The organism is Paenibacillus tyrphae, from assembly GCF_027925525.1.
Lineage (GTDB): Bacteria > Bacillota > Bacilli > Paenibacillales > NBRC-103111 > Paenibacillus_G > Paenibacillus_G tyrfis_B.
Genome location: NZ_BSDJ01000033.1, coordinates 60,543 through 76,216, shown reverse-complemented (window position 1 = coordinate 76,216; position 15,674 = coordinate 60,543). Strand labels below are relative to the sequence as shown.

Genomic DNA, 15,674 nt, shown 5'->3' with positions numbered 1-15,674 from the left:
TTGTATGGATGTGCCGATCCGCATCTTGCTGGTGGACGATCAACCGGAGAACCTGCTTGCGCTTGAGGCGGTGCTGGAGGACCAGAACTATATTCTGGAGAAGGCGACCTCCGGGGAGGAGGCGCTGCGCTGTCTGCTCAGGCACGAATTCGCCGTCATCGTACTCGATGTGCACATGCCGGGGATGGACGGGTTCGAGACGGCCCAGTGGATCAAATCGCGCGAAAAAACGCGGGCGGTGCCGATCATCTTCATCACCGCGGCTCCGGACGAGCAGGATCAGGCGTTCACGGCATATTCCGTCGGCGCAATCGACTATATTGTGAAGCCGTTCGTGCCGCGCACGCTGAAGTCGAAGATCGAAGGCTTCGTCAGCATCTATTTGGCGCAAAAAAAACTGCAGCAGCAAACCGAGCTCCTGAACGAGCGTACCCGGGAACTGCAGCGGGCGAAGGAAGCGGCCGAGCAGGCGGCCATGGCCAAAGCGAATTTTTTGGCGATGATGAGCCACGAAATCCGGACCCCGCTGAACGGGGTCATCGCCATGGCCGATCTGCTTGTGGAGACGGACCTGAACGCCGAACAGCGCGAGTACGTCGATACGATTCGTCGCAGCGGCGCCGCGCTGCTCTATGTCATCAACGATATTTTGGACCTGTCCAAGATCGAGTCCGGCAAGATGGAGATCAAAGAGGAGCCGCTGAACCTGAGGACGAGTCTGATCGAAACGTACGAGGTGTTTCACGCCGAAAGCCGCAGCAAGTCGCTGGAGCTTACGTACGATGTCGATCCGGCGATCCCCGAGTGCATCATCGGCGACGAATCGCGGCTGCGGCAGGTGCTGATCAACCTGGTCGGCAATGCCGTCAAATTCACCGAGCAGGGCGGCGTGCACGTCTCGGTCGCGGTGCTAACCCACTCGGAAGAGCAGCTGGAGCTGGAGTTCCGTGTCTCCGATACGGGCATCGGCATCCCGGAGGAGAAGCGCGGCATGCTGTTCCAGCCGTTTACGCAGGTGGACTCGTCCTTAACCCGCAAATACGGCGGGACGGGGCTGGGGCTGGCGATCTGCAAAAATCTCGTGCAGCTCATGGGCGGCCACATCGCGCTTGCGCCGGGAAGCCGCCGGGGGGCGGAGTTCGTTTTCACCATCCGGGTTAAGGGCTGCGTCGAATACGAATGCATAAGCGTCGTCAAATAAAGGGGAATAAGGGGGAAGTTTGCTTACCCTAATCCCCCAATCCTCCAATCCTCAAAATCCGTCTGCAAAACCGCGGACATTTCCTTCGCCGATTTTCCGCTCCGCCTTCCGGTACCGATCGGACATCATCTCCTGCAATTTACATTTTCCGTCAACTTCCCCTCTCCTTGCTCTTCGTGACACCGTCGCAAAATTTATAAATTTGTTAAAAAATTATAAAACTAAAGATCAAACGATCCATTCGACTCACCTTGAAAACCGATGGCTCCTGCTATGAAAGCTGCCAGTTTATGTTTCATAGACCGGGTGCCCGGTTAATCATAGGTATCGGACGAAAGCGACGAAACACTAGACCAACAGAGAGGTGCAGGTGAAATGATGAATTCCCAAGCATGTGTAGCTTTGCTGCTTGCCGGCGGGGAAGGCCGTCGGTTGGGCGTGTTGACCGCATCCAAAGCGAAACCGGCGGTTCATTTCGGCGGTGCTTACCGGATCATCGATTTTGGCTTGAGCAATTGCAAAAATTCGGGGATTCGCTCGGTTGGTGTCGTGACTCAATATCAAGCGGCGTCCCTGCATGAACATATCGGCAGCGGGGCGGTCTGGTCGAACGCCGCGGACGGCGTAACCTTGCTGCCGCCGCAGGACAGCGAATATACGGGCACGGCGGATGCGGTGTACAAGAATCAAGCGTTCATCCAGAGGCACGAACCGGAGCACGTGTTGATCTTGTCCGGCGATCATATATATCGGATGGATTATCGGCGGATGCTGAAGCAGCACGAGGATAGCGGGGCCGATGCGACAATTGCGGTCACGCCGGTTGCATGGGAGGAAGCCCCCCGCTTCGGCATTATGCGGACGGACAGCCGAGGACGGATCGTTGAATTTGCGGAAAAGCCGGCCCAGCCGAAAAGCAATCTCGCGTCAATGGGCATCTATATATTCAAATGGTCTTATTTGAAACGGATGCTGGATAGCGACGCGCGCGATCCGCAGTCCTCCCGGGACTTCGGCAAAGACGTCATACCGGCCATGCTGCGCTCCGGAGGCAAGCTGTACGCATACTCGTACGAAGGATATTGGCGCGATGTCGGAACCGTAGAGAGCTTGTGGGAAGCGCATATGGATCTGATCGGCGAGCAGCCCCGATTCCGCTGCAGCGAAGCCGCATGGCCGATGCATACGCCCGCTTGCGTAGCCGGACATTCTTACGTCGATCCCTCGGCCCGCGTCACGTATTCGCTGATCGCCGGCAACAGCCATATTTTCGGACAAGTGGAACGCTCGGTCATCTCGCACGACGTGTACGTCGGGCGGGGCAGCGTGCTCCGCAACTGCATCGTGATGCCGAATGCGCATATTGGACGGGGCGTCTTCGCCCGCAACGCGATCATCGGAGAAGGAGCGGTCCTGATGGACGGGGCCACTGTCGGAAGCTTGTCCAAGTCGTCGATCGCCGTCGTCGGCGACGCGGAAATGGTCATGAAACCAAGCGGCAAGAAGCCGAAAGTGTACATGCCGATCGGGCAGTTTCAACTGGAGCACGTCCGGTAAGAAGCTTTGATGATACTACCGACTGGAGGAGGCGTTTCCGATGTTTCATTCGATCGTAGTAGCCAAGGGCGAGCAGGAAGTGAAGCAGGCGGTCCGCGATTTTCAATCGGCCGGCCGCGGCGTGGATCAGATTCAGATTTTGGCTCATGAGAATGTGCGTACGGAGGAGATGTTTAAGCCCAAGTACACAAGCCGGATCGGGTTCGTGGGAGAAGCGATGGCGCATACGGTTGCGCCGCTGTACAAGTGCGAGGGTATGGCGCTGCGGGAGAAGCTGCTGTCTCTCGGGTTGTCCATGTCGGCGGTCGAATTCTACGAGAAGGAGATGGCGAGCGGACGCATTGTCATTGCCGTCGATGAGAATGTCATTTTAAATCACTAAACATAAACGTCTGAACTCGATCCGTTGCCTGACACAACACGGGAGAGGTGATTCCAATGAAACGGTTAAGCAAATGGTGGTTGATCGGCGCGGCTGCAATCGGACTGACCGGAGCCTCATGGAGCTCCGCCGAAGATTCGCCTGCGGCATTGGACAAGCTTTCTTATCCGTCAGCGCTGGCGGCAACGGAACAGACGCACACCGTAAATACCGCCGTCTACGAAGAAGCCGGAACTGGAGCCGAGATTGGAGGACCTGTCAAATGGCCGCTGGAACGGGTCAACGGAGTCTCGGTTACGGACGATCTGAAAACGCTTTACGAAATGAAAGGCAAGCCGAATGCCGAGGAAACCGATCCTTTGTTCAAGGACGAGCGCATCTTCGTATACGACGATTGCCGGATTGGCCTTTACGATCAGTTCGTCCAATACGTCATGGTTCCCGTCCAGACGGGTACGATCGAGATCGACGGCAAGAAGCTGGCGATGAATGCGGATACGCTGCGGCAAACGCTCGGCCCGCCGGATTGGGTCGGCGAGGACGGGATTGTCTACAAGCGGGGCCAGCGGGCGCTCAAGCTGTTCTTGGACGAGCACACCGGGAAGCTGCTGTCCGTTCATTATTTCCATACGGCAACCGATTGACAACGGAAAATCGCATGCGGGAGAGAGGTCAGGCTTCGGTCTGGCCTTTATTTTGTTGTCAAGCCCGGAGGGGCCGCCGATAACGCAAAAAAGCGCACGCGGCGGGGCCGGTGCGCGTATCGTAACGGGGCACATTAGAACATGGGCAGGATGTAACGGACCAGGAAATAGAGAAAGCCGAAAAAGATGACGACGTAAGCCGCGTATTTGATGAAGGTGGAAGCGACCATGCCGGAATCCATCCGTTTTTCGACGCTTTTCTTCTCGATGTCCACGCTTTTCATAGGATCATCCATCTTCAATCACTCCTTGTCTGAGCTGAAGTTATCGGGCGCCTCGTTAGTGATGATTACCCCGGCTGCTTTTCAGTGAATCAGCAGCTTTCGCTGCGGAGTACCGTGAAAAACTTCCTAAAATCTGCTATTCTACAAATAATCATGGATTCAGAGGGAGGTAAAAGCGGATGGACAGAGACGCGCAGAAGTTCCATGTCAAAGTGCTGAATACGCCGGAAGCGAACGTGTTGTTCTTATCCGGCGAGCTTGATTTGAGCACGGCCGAGCAATTCCGTTCCGTCGTGGAGCCGCTGGCGGGTCAGCGGACGGTGCCGCTCAAGCTGAACTTGCGGGAGTTGACTTACATTGACAGCACGGGAATCGGGATTTTCGTCTCTGTGCTTAAGAAACGGCAGCCGGAGGATGCGTCGTTTGCCGTACAAGAAGTGCCGGCCAAAATCAGGCGGCTGTTCGACATGACCGGGTTGTCCCGTTATCTGACGATTGAAGGGGGCGGACTATGAAGGGGCAAACGGAGGCCGGAACGAAAACCGTCGTTTTGTGTGTGCCGCTCCAGGCGGACGATCTGGATACAGTCCGTTTGACGCTGTATGGCGTGGCCGTCCGGGTAGGGTTGTCGTACGAAGCGATCGAGGACTTGAAGGTAGCGGTGACCGAAGCGTGCAATTACGCGATCCTGCAAGCCGGCGATAAAGAACCGCTGCCGATACTGTGCCTGACGTTCACGCTGGAGGAGACGGAGCTCAAGATCCGGATCGGAACGGATTCGCCGGATATTACGTTCGGGGAAGCGCTGCGTCCCGTGAAGCTGCCCCAGGAGGGGGCGAAGGCCTTGGAGCGTCTTGAGGACTCGCCAATCGGCCTGTATTTGCTGCAGGCGTTGGTGGATGAGCTTCGCGTGGAGCCCGGAGGCGAAAGCGAAGGTGCGCCGGAAGCTATGGTCCTGATCAAACGGCTTGCGGCCGGGTGACTGCATGGAATGCAGTCAGGCTGTGGAAAAGAGGATTTTGACCTAAATTGAGAAGCATACAGAGGTGGGGTAACCACTGGAGAAGCGATAGCGGCCGCCTTTGTCCTCGGGAAATGTCCGCTACTAAGCGGCTTCCAATCAAATTTCCCGAGGACAACAAGCGGTCGGAAGTGGATACCCCACCCCTTCGTAACCTCTGTAATCTCCTTTGGCACTTTCTCAACAAGCTTCCTGCATGGAATGTTACCTTAATCGAAAAGCCGCATCCCGGCTGTGCTAATCGCAGCAAACGATCGCAGCACGGGGGAAGCGGCTTTTTTCGCGTGGCTCGGTTAACGCTTGCCCGGGTCGTACGGCTCGCCGAGCGACGCGGGAGGATAAGCGCGGCCGACGGCGCCCGCCAGCACCAGAATCGTAAGAATGTAGGGGAGCATGTAGATAAACTCCATCGGAATCGCTTGGGAGACCGGGAGCAGCTGCACAAAGTTTCGGATCGCTTGCGCGAAGCCGAAGAAGATCGCCGCTCCCAAGGCGCCGTACGGATGCCATTTGCCGAAAATCATCGCTGCCAGCGCAATGAAGCCCTGCCCCGAAATCGTGTTGTGCGAGAAGTTGCTCGTCGTCGTGAGGGTGATCGTCGCGCCGCCGAGCCCGCCCAGCGCGCCGCTCAGCAGCACCCCAATATATCGCATGCGGGTAACGTTCACACCGAGCGTGTCTGCGGCTCCCGGATGCTCGCCGACCGCGCGGAGGCGCAGGCCGAACGGGGTTTTGAACAGCACGTACCAGCCGAGAGCGACGGCGACCAGTGCCAAATACGTCGTCGGGTAAGCGGTGAATACGCCGTAGCCCAGCAGCGGGACGGACGCCAGTCCGGGGATGGCGACATTGTGAAACACCGCGTTCAGCGTTTCCGTTTGTCCGGAGCCTGCGAACAAAATTTTGACGAGATAGACCGTAAATCCGGCGGCCAGAAAGTTAATGACGACACCGCTGACGACTTGATCGGCTTTGAAGGTGATCGAGGCGACCGCGTGAATGAGCGAGACGAGCATGCTGACCAGGATGGCCGCCAAGAGGCCGATCCAGGGCGCGGCGTCCGCGAAGCCCGCCTGCTCGGCGTACCAGGCCGCGACTGCGGAGGCGAACGCGCCGGAGATCATCAGCCCCTCCAGGCCGATGTTGACGACGCCGGAGCGCTCGGAGAAGATGCCGCCCATAGCCGTAAAAATAAGCGCGGTCGAGAAGACGAGCGTCGTATGGATCAACTCACCGAGAATGCGAAGCGCATCCATCCGTTTAGGCCACCTCCCTCGGCTTGCGCCCGGCCCGCAGCGGCTTCAGAAGCCAGCGGATGATCCCGTGCGAGGCGACGAAGAAGATGACGGTGCCGATGATCACGCGAATGATTTCCGGCGGCACGTCCGCGCCGAAGCTCATCCCGGCCGAGCCGTACGTCAGCGTGCCGAACAAGACGGCGGCGAGCACGACGCCGAGCGGATGGTTGCCGCCGAGCAGCGCGACGGCGATGCCGTCGAAGCCGTAGCCGGGCGATGCGGCGCTGATCACTTGATAGTGGAAGACGCCGAGCACCTCAAACACTCCGGCAAGCCCGGCGAAGACCCCGCCGATAAACATCGCCCGCACAATGCCCGCGTTCACGTTCATCCCGGCGTACTCCGCCGCAGACGGGCTGTGTCCGACTGCGCGAAGCTCGTAGCCTTGGCGTGTCTTCCACAGGAGGACATAGAACGCGACGGCGGCGAGCAGCGCAATCGGAATGCCGAGATGCAGCCGGGCGTTGCCGAACATCGCGCTGAGCGCGTTCAGACTGATCGAGGCGGTGTCGTGAATCAGGTACGAGCGCTGCTGGCCGGGCTGAAGCAAATAGCGGCTGATAATGTAATTGCCGAGGTATAGCGCAATCCAGTTCAGCATGATCGTCGTAATCACCTCATTGACGCCGCGCCGCGCTTTCAGGTACCCGGCGATGCCTCCCCACAATCCCCCGAGCACAGCCCCTGTTACGATGGCAAGCGGCGCATGAAGCCAGAACGGCAGGGTCAGCTTGACGCCGATCCAAGTGGCGCCAGTCATGCCCATAATAAACTGCCCTTCGCCGCCAATATTAAACAGCCCCGTCCGGAACGCGAAGGCGACCGACAGCCCGGTCAGCAGGAGCGGGGTAATCTCGCGGACGGTCTCCCCGATGCTGTACGGATCGCCGACGACCTTCTCGATCAGCGACGCGTAGGCGGCGAGCGGATTGTACCCGCCGGCCAGCATGATCAGGGCGCCGACCAGCAATCCGAGCACGATGGCGACCAGCGGAACGAGCGCCGAATCCTTGGTCATGACACGAATGGCTTTAGCCATGCTTTTCACCTCCGGAGGTTGAAGGAGCCGCCGCTTCCGTTGCGCGTCCGGAGCCGGACATCATCAGCCCGAGCTCGCGGTCGGACGTGTGAGACGGGTCGGTTTCTCCGACGATGCGGCCTTCATAGATGACGGCGATGCGGTCGGACAGCTTCAGAATCTCGTCCAGCTCCAGCGAGAGGAGCAATACGGCTTTGCCTTTGTCCCGCTGCTCCAGCAGCCGCTTATGGATGAATTCGATCGCCCCGACATCGAGCCCGCGCGTCGGCTGCGCCGCGATCAGCAGATCCGGGTTCAGATCGATCTCGCGCGCGATGATCGCCTTCTGCTGGTTGCCGCCCGACAGCGCCCGCGCCGGAGTGCGGAGGCCTGGCGTCCGCACGTCGAATTCGGCGATCAGCCGCTGCGCCTGCCGGTCGATCGCGGCATAGTCTAGAAAGCCCCCGCGGTTGTAGGCGGAGGTATAATAAGTCTTGAGCACCATGTTCTCGCTCATCGAGAAATCCAGCACGAGCCCGCGCTTATGCCGGTCCTCGGGAATGTGCCCCAGCCCCGCCTCCGCGATGTCGCGGGGCGAGCGGTTCGCAATCTCCCGGCCGCCGAGCGCGATGCGGCCACCGTCAATCCCGCGCAGCCCGGTCAGCCCTTCGATCAGCTCGCTCTGGCCGTTGCCGTCGACGCCGGCGATGCCGAGAATTTCCCCGGCGCGTACCTCGAAGGTGACGCCGCTGAGCACGGACAGGCCGCCGGGCCCCCGGGCGGTCACGTTCTCTACGCCCAGGACCGGCGCACCGATGGCGGCAGGCTTCTTATCGAGCCGGAACGAGACTTCCCGGCCGACCATTTTGGCCGCAAGCTCGTCCGGGTTCGTGTCCTTGACGGCGAGCGTATCGATGACCTTGCCGCGGCGGATGACGGTGACACGGTCCGCGATCGCCATGATTTCCTTCAGCTTGTGCGTAATCAGAATGATCGACTTGCCCTCGGCCACGAGCTTGCGCATGATGTCCATCAGCTCGCGAATTTCCTGCGGCGTCAGCACGGCGGTCGGCTCATCGAAAATGAGGATGTCCGCCCCCCGGTACAGCGTCTTCAAGATTTCGACGCGCTGCTGCATGCCGACGGAGATGTCTCTTACCCGCGCACGCGGATTGACGCGCAGTCCGTATCGGGCGGACAGCTCGGACACTTGGCGCGCCGCTTTCCCGTAATCGACCTGAAGTCCCCGCCTTGTCTCCTGCCCGAGAATAATATTTTCCGTCACAGTGAATGGCTCCACGAGCTTGAAATGCTGGTGCACCATGCCGAGACCGAGCTGAATGGCCGTTTTCGGATTGACGATCGCCGCCGGCTCGCCGTTGATGAGGATTTCGCCTTCGTCCGGCTGATACAGTCCGAACAAAATGTTCATCAGCGTCGATTTGCCTGCGCCGTTCTCGCCGAGCAGGGCGAGAATCTCGCCTTGACGGAGTGTCAAGCTGATACCGTCGTTGGCAACGATGCCTGGAAACCGCTTGGTGATGCCGCGCATTTCCACTTTCACGCCGCTCATTTTTCGGGAACCTTGATTTCGCCTTTAATGATTTTTTGCTTGTATTCCTCGACCTTCTTGAGCACGTCCTCCGGCACGTTCTTCTTCGACGTGTCCGGCAGGCCGACGCCTTCGTCCTTGAGGCCGAGCACGATCGTTTTGCCGCCCTCGTATTTGCCGGCGATCAGATCGTTCGAGATGCGGTAGACCGCCTGATCGACGCGTTTGACCATCGAGGTCAACGTCACGTCGTCGCCGAACAGCTTCGACTGGTCCTGATCGACGCCGATGACCCATACTTTCTTGCCCGCCTTCAGCCGATCCTTGGCTTCGTTGAACACGCCGCTTCCCGTGGCGCCCGCCGCGTGAAAAATAATATCCGCGCCGTCGTTATAGAGCGTGGAAGCGGCGGCTTTGCCGAGATCGGGCTTGTCGAACGCCCCGGTATAGTTAATCGTCAGCTTGGCGTTCGGATTGACCGCGGCCACGCCGGCCTTGAAGCCGGCTTCGAAGCGCTTGATCACCGGAATGTCCATCCCGCCGATAAAGCCGATTTTGCTCGTCTTGGTCATCAGGCCCGCGACGACACCGACCAGATAGGAGCCCTCGTTCTCGGCAAACGTCACGGATTCCACGTTCGGCGCGTCCACGACGTTATCGATAATCGCCATTTTGGCGTTCGGATTTTGCGTCGCTACCGTCTTCATCGCATCGCCGATGATGAAGCCGATGCCCCACGTCAGGTTGAAGTTGCCTTTGACCATTTGGGTCAGATTCGGGATATATTCCGAATCGCTCTTGCTCTGCAAATATTTCACCTGAGCCCCGGTATCTTTCGCAAGCCGCTGCAGCCCTTCCCAAGCGCTCTGGTTAAAAGAGTTGTCGTTGACGCCGCCAAGGTCCGTGACCATGCCGATATTGAACTTCGCACCCGCCTTCGTGTCGCCGCCTGCTGCCGGAGCACCGCCGGCTCCCGCGTTGTTAGGTGGCGCAGGCTTCTGGCCGCACCCGCCCAGCGCCAGCCCGGCCGCCAGCACGCCGGCCATGCCGAGGGATATCCATCGCTTCATTGTGTATCCGTCCTTCCGTAATGGAATGCCAAAGTAGCTTAGCTTGGGGTATAGTATTCTCCAAGCTTTGCTTCCTTATGACATTGCTGGAAAACGGAAGGGTGGTCGGCACTAGGAGTTTATAGAGTTACTCGCTAGTCCTTGCCGGAAAAAGGAGCTTCGCCCGTCAGCTCGATGAAGTTCTGTGCCGCCTTGGACAAGTAATGGTCCTTGAGCCAAATCAGCACGGATGACGAGGCGATATGCGTTCCCGCCAGCTCGCACACCTGCACGTCGAAGCCGCGGTGCAGCCGGAGCACCGATTCGGGCACCAGCGTGGCGGCGAAGTCCGAGGAGACCAGCTCCAGCAGCATTGCGATGTCGGAGCATTCGGACAAGACGTTCGGCTTCACCCCGTGCCGGGCGAACTCCTCCACGATCATCTGATACACGCCCAGTCCTTCCGTGCTGGGGAGGATCAACGGCTCCTGCCCGATCTGCTCGAACGAAACCGCCTTCCCGTCCAAGGGGCTGCGACGCCGGGAGGTGACGTAATAGAACCGTTCTTCCCGCAAATGCCGGATCGAGAAATCGCCGAGGTCCAGCGGAAAGCGGACAATCGCCAGCTCGATCGCCCGTTCCTTGACCAGCTTGCAGAGCTGGGCCGATTCGTTCTGCTGAATTTTGTACGTAATTGCCGGAAACTTCTCGCGAAACCTCCGAAGCAGTTCCGGCAGCCTTCCGTCGGATAGCGTATTGACCCCGATGCTGAGCTTGCCGGTCAGTCCGTTTCCGGCTTCTTTGACTTCAATCTGCGATTCCTCGAACAGCTTCGTAATGTGCAAAGCGTGCTTGTACAGCATACGCCCCGCTTCTGTGAGCTCAAGCTGCCGTCCTTGCCGCTCCAATAGCGTTACGCCAAGCTCCCGCTCCATCAGATGAAGCTGCTGGCTGAGCGGAGGTTGGGCCATATGAAGCCTTTTGGCCGCCGCCGTAATTTGCCGTTCCTCCGCAATCGCAATGAAATAGCGCAACTGTCTGATATCCATCCGGAACCACCTGCCTAACTATATGATGATCATATGAAAAATCAATAATATTAATATTTTTCGTATAGTTAAAGCTCATGTTAGCATAAGGAAGCAGAGAACCAAAATAGGAGGCAGAAGTGGACCGATGCGATGGATATGCTTGGTAATCCACGTCATGCTGCTGACCGGCTGCCAGGAGTCTGCGAAAGCGCCTGCAACCGGAATTGTTCAAGTCCAACCTAAAGGAGATGTGAGGCAGATGAATGAAGCACTGATCGCCGCCGCGGAGCGGGGAGATACGAATGAACTCCGGAGGCTGCTCAAGGCAGGAGCCGATAAAAACGCGAAGGACCCGCAGGGCCGCACGCCGATGATGGCGGCGACTTACGCGAACAAGCCGGAGGCGGTGAAGCTGCTGATCGAAGCGGGAGCGGACGTCAATGAACGCGACAACCGGCTGAACAATCCGTTCCTGTATGCCGGCGCCGAAGGCTTGCTGGACATTTTGAAGCTGACCATCGAGGCGGGGGCCGACCCGAAGCTGACGAACCGGTATGGCGGTACTGCGCTCATTCCCGCCGCCGAACGCGCGCACCTGGACGTGATTCAGGAGTTGTTGACGCGGACCAAAGTCGATGTCAATCACATTAACAACCTGGGCTGGACGGCGTTGATGGAAGCGGTCGTGCTTGGCAGCGGAGGTGAAAAGCATCAGCAAGCCGTCCGGCTTCTCGTGGAGCATGGAGCGGATGTGAACATCCCAGATAAGGACGGCGTGACGGCGCTCGCGCATGCGAAGCAGCGCGGGTTCGGCGAGATCGAACAAATTTTACGGAAAGCGGGGGCGCGCTAGCCCCTTTCTTTACATCTGGGAGGAAACATCATGAGAAAGCTTGCCCTTGGCGGCAGCTTGAGCACCTTGCAGTGGCTTATGTTTTTGCTTGCGAATTCGATTGCTTTGCCGGTCGTCATTGGCGGTATGTTTCATTTACCCCCGGAGGAAATTTCCTCGTTGATGCAGCGGACCTTTCTGGTCGTCGGCCTCAGCTCGTTTCTGCAGGGCTGGATCGGCCATCGGTACCCGATTGCCGACGGCCCTGCGGGCTCATGGGTCAGCGTCTTCGTCATCATGGCGGACGTGGCCGTCAAGCAGGGCGAGAGCCCGCAGGACATGCTGCCGCTGCTCGAGGGAGGCATTGCCATCGCCGCTCTGCTGCTGGTCGTTCTGGGTTTGACCGGCTGGGTCCAGAAGCTGCTGTTTTTGTTCACCCCGCTTGTCACGGGAACGTTCTTGTTCCTTCTGGCTTTGCAGCTTAGCGGCGTCTTCGTGAAGGGTATGCTCGGACTGCAAGGGGCGGTCGTCCGCCCGGACCCGACAACGGCGCTGGTGTCCATCGCGATCTTCGGCCTAGTGGTCCTGCTGTCCGTCAAGGGCCGGGGCTGGGTGAAGCAGTATGCCGTGATGATCGGCATCGTCTCCGGCTGGGCCGGTTACGGCCTGCTCGGCCTTAGCGCCGGATCGCCGGTCGCTGCTGCTCCGCCGGTTCAACTGCCGGAGCTCTTCGCTTGGGGAACGCCGCAGTGGGACGCGGGGATCGCGCTCACCGCAGCGCTGTTCACGTTTATCCTGCTGTCCAACACGATCGCCGCCGTAACGGCGGTTCGCGATGCGATGCCGGAGCCCGCCCGGGACCCGAAGCGGACGCTGAACCGCGGCGCCTTCGCAGGAGGCTTGTCCCACGGCATCGCCGCGCTCTTCTCGACGATTGCCGTCGTTCCGCTGCCGGTTACGGCGGGCTTTATCCGCATCACGGAGCAGACGCGGCTGCGTCCGTTTCTTGCCGCGGCGCTGCTGTTCGCAGGGATTTCTTTCGTCCCCGCCGCGGTGCGGGCCGTCGCTATGCTTCCCGGGCCGGTAGCGAGCGCCGCGCTGCTTGCTTCCTTCGTGCAAATGATCGTCATCGCCATGCAGTCGATCTCGAAGGAATCGCTGGACCTGCGTCGGCTGACAATTTTCGGCATCACGCTGGTATGCAGCGTCGGATTGATGTTCTTGCCTGCGGAGGCTTTTCAGGGGCTGCCGCCGATGCTGGCGTACGTGTTCGGCAACGCGCTGCTGTTCGGAACGATGCTGGTGACGCTGCTTGAGCAGCTATGGAAGCCCTCGAAGGCGGGAGCCCAAGTCCCTCAGCTTCCACCGCAATAGTCTATAAAATCGCTTTGCACGTATATATGGTAAAAAGCTCAAAAGGAGCCGTTTTCCATGCCAACAAGCGATTTTCGGGAGATGCCGCAGGAGGAGCGGCTGCGCCATGTGCAGAGCATTCTGGCCCGGTACCATGCCGCGCGGGAGAGAAGCCCGTATCTGGAAGCCTACAAAGAGGCGGAAGCCGGTTATTGGTATCCGTTATTGTCCGTGATGGATGCGGCATTAAGAAGCGGGAACAAGAAGGTGTTGGACATCGGCACCGCCTATGGAACGCTGCTTCTGTACAGCGTCCTGTGGGGAAACGAAGGGTTCGGCATCGATATGACTGACGCCTATTGGTCCAAGGAGCTGGAAGCGGAGTATCCGATCTCTTGGTCGAAAACGAACATCGAAGCCGAAGCGGTGCCTTGGCCGCATTCGTTTGACGTCGTCATTTTCACGGAAGTGCTGGAGCATATGAATTACAATCCGGTCCCGGTCTTCCACAAAATCCATCAATGTCTGGCTCCCGGAGGCCTGCTGCTGATCTCGACCCCGTGGTCGAGACATTATACGCCGAACCATCGCTGGCCGGACGTGTTCGACTTGCCCTATTACCAGGAAGGCGGCGCGTTTGTCGATGCCGAATGCAAATACTATACGATTGACGAACTGGTGGCGCTGAGTCTGCATACCGGGTTCGCGATCCAATTTCTCCAGCTCTACCAAGGGCATTTGCTGGCCGGGCTTGTAAAATAAGCAAGGACGGAGGTCGTGCGCCTCCGTCCTTGTCGTCTTTATTCGTTCAAATAGGCGTTCAGCATCCAGACGTGCTTCTCCAGGCGCGTCTTCAACTCCAGCAGCATATCGTGGGTGCCCTCGTCGCCTTCCTGCTCCGCAAGCTCCATCGCTTCGCCCGTTTCTTCGATCACCATCGAGAAGTCGTCGCGCAGGCACTGCACCATGTCGCTTGCCGAGGTGAACGGCTCGTGCTCCTTGATCGTGGCCGCCGCGGCAATCTCCTTCGTCGTCGATACCGGCTGACCTCCGACCGACAGCAGCCGCTCCGCAAGCTGGTCCATCGTCAGGGACGCTTCCTCGTACAGCTCTTCGAACTTCACATGCAGCGCATAGAAATTCGGGCCTTTCACATACCAATGATGCTGGTGAATTTTGATATGAAGCACGGCCCAGTTGGCGACCTGCCTACCCAGGAGCGCGTGCAATCCGCTTTTTTTCGTATCCTTCGCGTTCCTGGTCGTTTTCGTTTCCTTTTCCTTCTCCATTACGTTAGCCATGTTGGTTACCTCCGCTTCGTCATGTATTGTCCTGCCTGTGCCTTCTTACCCCGGTGAAGCGGCAGATGAAACATGGTTTCAAGCAGGACCGCGCCGGGTAAAAACATTTCAAGCCGGGCACGAACCGCATTCACGAAAGGGTGGAGGAGATGAACGATATGATTATTGAAATCAGTGTGGCCGTCATTGCGTTGGCCTTCGCGGCGTTGGTCGTCTTTTTGATCATGACTCTGCGTTCCTTGTCAACCGTGCTGATGCAGATCAACGAGACGATCCGGGAGCTGCAGCAGCAGGTGAACGGAATCAGCAAAGAAGCGACGGAGGTGCTGCGGCATACGAACGAAGTGACCGTCGATGTCCGCAACAAGCTGCACTCGATCGATTCGGTCGTCTACTCCGTCAAAAATATCGGCGATGCGGTACAGGAAATCACCTCCTCAATCAAGCAAGCCTCGGCTTCGGTAGCGGGGAGCATTCGCACCAAGGCAGTGAAGGAACGGTCGGCAGCCGGAGGCGGGCCCGGCAAGAATAAGGTCGCGACGGTCATGCAGGCGGTGCCCGTGGCGATCGAGCTATGGCAGGCGTTCCGCAGCCGCAAGCCACAGGCAGGGCAGCGGCCTTATCCGCAGCAGACCTGAACCGAAGCCGGGTAACAGCAAGCAGGAAATTCCGCCCGCCTGTTTCAAACGTTCAGCCCCAGGGTAAATAACATACAAATTCGTAGAATGCAGCACGGCTCTTGGAGCAGACAAGCTGCGAACGGGGAGGAACTACGCGGGTATGATGAATAAAGAACAATCATTTCATGTCGACACGCAACGAACCGAACACGCCAATACCGTTTATTTGCACGGTGAGCTCGATTTGTCCAAAGTCGCGGATTTGCGCTGCGCGCTGGATACGTTCATCGCGGATACGAACCGCAAGCTCGTGCTGAACCTGAACGGCCTGCAATATATTGACAGCACCGGTATCGGTGTGATTGTATCGGTATTAAAAGCCCGAGATGTACTGAAAGCGCCGTTCGAAGTGCAGGAGATTCCGCCGAAAATCAAGCGGCTGTTCGATCTGACGGGCATCACCCCGTTTTTGCAGCCGAACGAGGCCGCCGGGAAGTCCCAAGCACGCGTCCATTAACGGATAGGAAAGGA

The 15,674-nt window shown here is 58.5% G+C and carries 18 protein-coding genes; 11 read left to right on the top strand and 7 right to left on the bottom strand.

Translation table 11 applies throughout. From position 1 onward, the window contains the following. The first annotated feature begins 4 nt into the window (after positions 1–4). The 4 genes from QMG93_RS28755 to QMG93_RS28740 all read left to right on the top strand — a co-directional run bounded on the left by QMG93_RS28755 (position 5) and on the right by QMG93_RS28740 (position 3,784). Entirely contained in the window at positions 5–1,201 is a 1,197-nt protein-coding gene (locus tag QMG93_RS28755; RefSeq protein ID WP_281942706.1) for an ATP-binding protein, read from the top strand. A 378-nt stretch (positions 1,202–1,579) separates the two neighbouring features. Continuing rightward, positions 1,580–2,758, top strand: coding sequence for a glucose-1-phosphate adenylyltransferase (locus tag QMG93_RS28750; RefSeq protein ID WP_413789354.1), 1,179 nt, complete (start codon positions 1,580–1,582; stop codon positions 2,756–2,758). A 40-nt stretch (positions 2,759–2,798) separates the two neighbouring features. Beyond that, positions 2,799–3,140 (top strand): general stress protein, encoded by a 342-nt coding sequence (locus QMG93_RS28745; protein WP_108535050.1) that lies wholly within the window; start codon positions 2,799–2,801, stop codon positions 3,138–3,140. A 56-nt stretch (positions 3,141–3,196) separates the two neighbouring features. Further along, on the top strand, positions 3,197–3,784 hold the full coding sequence (locus QMG93_RS28740) for a hypothetical protein (protein WP_281942702.1): 588 nt from the start codon (positions 3,197–3,199) through the stop codon (positions 3,782–3,784). Positions 3,785–3,918: 134 nt separating this feature from the next. On the opposite strand, the gene QMG93_RS28735 is transcribed toward QMG93_RS28740, so the two are convergent. Beyond that, positions 3,919–4,080: a hypothetical protein gene (locus QMG93_RS28735; RefSeq protein ID WP_216791449.1), complete on the bottom strand. Its 162-nt coding sequence runs from the start codon at positions 4,078–4,080 to the stop codon at positions 3,919–3,921. 167 nt (positions 4,081–4,247) lie between these two features. Here QMG93_RS28735 and QMG93_RS28730 point away from each other — a divergent pair, with 167 nt between their 5' ends. Together QMG93_RS28730 and QMG93_RS28725 are read left to right on the top strand one after the other, a co-directional pair. Continuing rightward, positions 4,248–4,583: an STAS domain-containing protein gene (locus tag QMG93_RS28730; RefSeq protein ID WP_281942698.1), complete on the top strand. Its 336-nt coding sequence runs from the start codon at positions 4,248–4,250 to the stop codon at positions 4,581–4,583. Next, positions 4,580–5,050, top strand: a complete 471-nt coding sequence (locus QMG93_RS28725) for an ATP-binding protein (protein ID WP_281942696.1) — start codon at positions 4,580–4,582, stop codon at positions 5,048–5,050. Before QMG93_RS28730 ends, QMG93_RS28725 begins: the two co-directional genes overlap by 4 nt. A 332-nt stretch (positions 5,051–5,382) precedes the next feature. Here the strand turns inward: QMG93_RS28725 and QMG93_RS28720 are convergent, their stop codons facing one another. From QMG93_RS28720 to QMG93_RS28700, 5 genes are all read right to left on the bottom strand, one after another. Next, positions 5,383–6,345 carry an ABC transporter permease gene (locus QMG93_RS28720; RefSeq protein ID WP_281942695.1) on the bottom strand — a complete coding sequence of 321 codons (963 nt, stop codon included), beginning with the start codon at positions 6,343–6,345 and terminating at the stop codon, positions 5,383–5,385. Between the two features lie 4 nt (positions 6,346–6,349). Beyond that, positions 6,350–7,426, bottom strand: a complete 1,077-nt coding sequence (locus tag QMG93_RS28715) for an ABC transporter permease (RefSeq protein ID WP_281942693.1) — start codon at positions 7,424–7,426, stop codon at positions 6,350–6,352. Then, complete coding sequence (locus QMG93_RS28710; RefSeq protein WP_281942691.1) at positions 7,419–8,978, bottom strand: ABC transporter ATP-binding protein; 1,560 nt, start codon at positions 8,976–8,978, stop codon at positions 7,419–7,421. Before QMG93_RS28710 ends, QMG93_RS28715 begins: the two co-directional genes overlap by 8 nt. Beyond that, positions 8,975–10,027, bottom strand: coding sequence for a BMP family lipoprotein (locus tag QMG93_RS28705; protein WP_281942689.1), 1,053 nt, complete (start codon positions 10,025–10,027; stop codon positions 8,975–8,977). Before QMG93_RS28705 ends, QMG93_RS28710 begins: the two co-directional genes overlap by 4 nt. A gap of 134 nt (positions 10,028–10,161) precedes the next feature. Beyond that, positions 10,162–11,055: a LysR family transcriptional regulator gene (locus QMG93_RS28700; RefSeq protein WP_281942687.1), complete on the bottom strand. Its 894-nt coding sequence runs from the start codon at positions 11,053–11,055 to the stop codon at positions 10,162–10,164. 127 nt (positions 11,056–11,182) lie between these two features. On the opposite strand from QMG93_RS28700, the gene QMG93_RS28695 reads away from it, so the two are divergent. Genes QMG93_RS28695 through QMG93_RS28685 form a run of 3 tightly spaced genes read left to right on the top strand, consistent with a single transcriptional unit; the run spans position 11,183 to position 13,984 of the window. Continuing rightward, positions 11,183–11,890, top strand: coding sequence for an ankyrin repeat domain-containing protein (locus QMG93_RS28695; RefSeq protein ID WP_413789353.1), 708 nt, complete (start codon positions 11,183–11,185; stop codon positions 11,888–11,890). Positions 11,891–11,920: 30 nt separating this feature from the next. Beyond that, positions 11,921–13,243: a purine/pyrimidine permease gene (locus QMG93_RS28690; RefSeq protein ID WP_281942686.1), complete on the top strand. Its 1,323-nt coding sequence runs from the start codon at positions 11,921–11,923 to the stop codon at positions 13,241–13,243. A gap of 57 nt (positions 13,244–13,300) precedes the next feature. After that, a complete protein-coding gene (locus tag QMG93_RS28685; RefSeq protein ID WP_281942684.1) occupies positions 13,301–13,984 on the top strand; it encodes a class I SAM-dependent methyltransferase in 684 nt (227 codons plus the stop codon). A 38-nt stretch (positions 13,985–14,022) separates the two neighbouring features. On the opposite strand, the gene QMG93_RS28680 is transcribed toward QMG93_RS28685, so the two are convergent. Beyond that, the gene (locus QMG93_RS28680) at positions 14,023–14,523 is read right to left on the bottom strand and encodes a Dps family protein (RefSeq protein WP_281942682.1); all 501 of its coding nucleotides are present in this window, start codon (positions 14,521–14,523) and stop codon (positions 14,023–14,025) included. A 158-nt stretch (positions 14,524–14,681) separates the two neighbouring features. On the opposite strand from QMG93_RS28680, the gene QMG93_RS28675 reads away from it, so the two are divergent. Beyond that, the gene (locus tag QMG93_RS28675; protein ID WP_281942680.1) at positions 14,682–15,161 is read left to right on the top strand and encodes a DUF948 domain-containing protein; all 480 of its coding nucleotides are present in this window, start codon (positions 14,682–14,684) and stop codon (positions 15,159–15,161) included. A 145-nt stretch (positions 15,162–15,306) separates the two neighbouring features. Next, positions 15,307–15,660, top strand: coding sequence for an STAS domain-containing protein (locus tag QMG93_RS28670; RefSeq protein WP_281942730.1), 354 nt, complete (start codon positions 15,307–15,309; stop codon positions 15,658–15,660). The last annotated feature ends 14 nt before the right edge of the window (positions 15,661–15,674 follow it).

Coding starts and splice junctions, on each gene's coding strand:
- QMG93_RS28680 (WP_281942682.1), bottom strand. CDS start 14,523: ATGGCTAACGTAATGGAGAAGGAAAAGGAAACGAAAACGACCAGGAAC.
- QMG93_RS28700 (WP_281942687.1), bottom strand. CDS start 11,055: ATGGATATCAGACAGTTGCGCTATTTCATTGCGATTGCGGAGGAACGG.
- QMG93_RS28745 (WP_108535050.1), top strand. CDS start 2,799: ATGTTTCATTCGATCGTAGTAGCCAAGGGCGAGCAGGAAGTGAAGCAG.
- QMG93_RS28750 (WP_413789354.1), top strand. CDS start 1,580: ATGAATTCCCAAGCATGTGTAGCTTTGCTGCTTGCCGGCGGGGAAGGC.
- QMG93_RS28675 (WP_281942680.1), top strand. CDS start 14,682: ATGATTATTGAAATCAGTGTGGCCGTCATTGCGTTGGCCTTCGCGGCG.
- QMG93_RS28705 (WP_281942689.1), bottom strand. CDS start 10,027: ATGAAGCGATGGATATCCCTCGGCATGGCCGGCGTGCTGGCGGCCGGG.
- QMG93_RS28710 (WP_281942691.1), bottom strand. CDS start 8,978: ATGAGCGGCGTGAAAGTGGAAATGCGCGGCATCACCAAGCGGTTTCCA.
- QMG93_RS28670 (WP_281942730.1), top strand. CDS start 15,307: ATGAATAAAGAACAATCATTTCATGTCGACACGCAACGAACCGAACAC.
- QMG93_RS28690 (WP_281942686.1), top strand. CDS start 11,921: ATGAGAAAGCTTGCCCTTGGCGGCAGCTTGAGCACCTTGCAGTGGCTT.
- QMG93_RS28695 (WP_413789353.1), top strand. CDS start 11,183: ATGCGATGGATATGCTTGGTAATCCACGTCATGCTGCTGACCGGCTGC.
- QMG93_RS28725 (WP_281942696.1), top strand. CDS start 4,580: ATGAAGGGGCAAACGGAGGCCGGAACGAAAACCGTCGTTTTGTGTGTG.
- QMG93_RS28740 (WP_281942702.1), top strand. CDS start 3,197: ATGAAACGGTTAAGCAAATGGTGGTTGATCGGCGCGGCTGCAATCGGA.
- QMG93_RS28755 (WP_281942706.1), top strand. CDS start 5: ATGGATGTGCCGATCCGCATCTTGCTGGTGGACGATCAACCGGAGAAC.
- QMG93_RS28735 (WP_216791449.1), bottom strand. CDS start 4,080: ATGGATGATCCTATGAAAAGCGTGGACATCGAGAAGAAAAGCGTCGAA.
- QMG93_RS28685 (WP_281942684.1), top strand. CDS start 13,301: ATGCCAACAAGCGATTTTCGGGAGATGCCGCAGGAGGAGCGGCTGCGC.
- QMG93_RS28730 (WP_281942698.1), top strand. CDS start 4,248: ATGGACAGAGACGCGCAGAAGTTCCATGTCAAAGTGCTGAATACGCCG.
- QMG93_RS28720 (WP_281942695.1), bottom strand. CDS start 6,345: ATGGATGCGCTTCGCATTCTCGGTGAGTTGATCCATACGACGCTCGTC.
- QMG93_RS28715 (WP_281942693.1), bottom strand. CDS start 7,426: ATGGCTAAAGCCATTCGTGTCATGACCAAGGATTCGGCGCTCGTTCCG.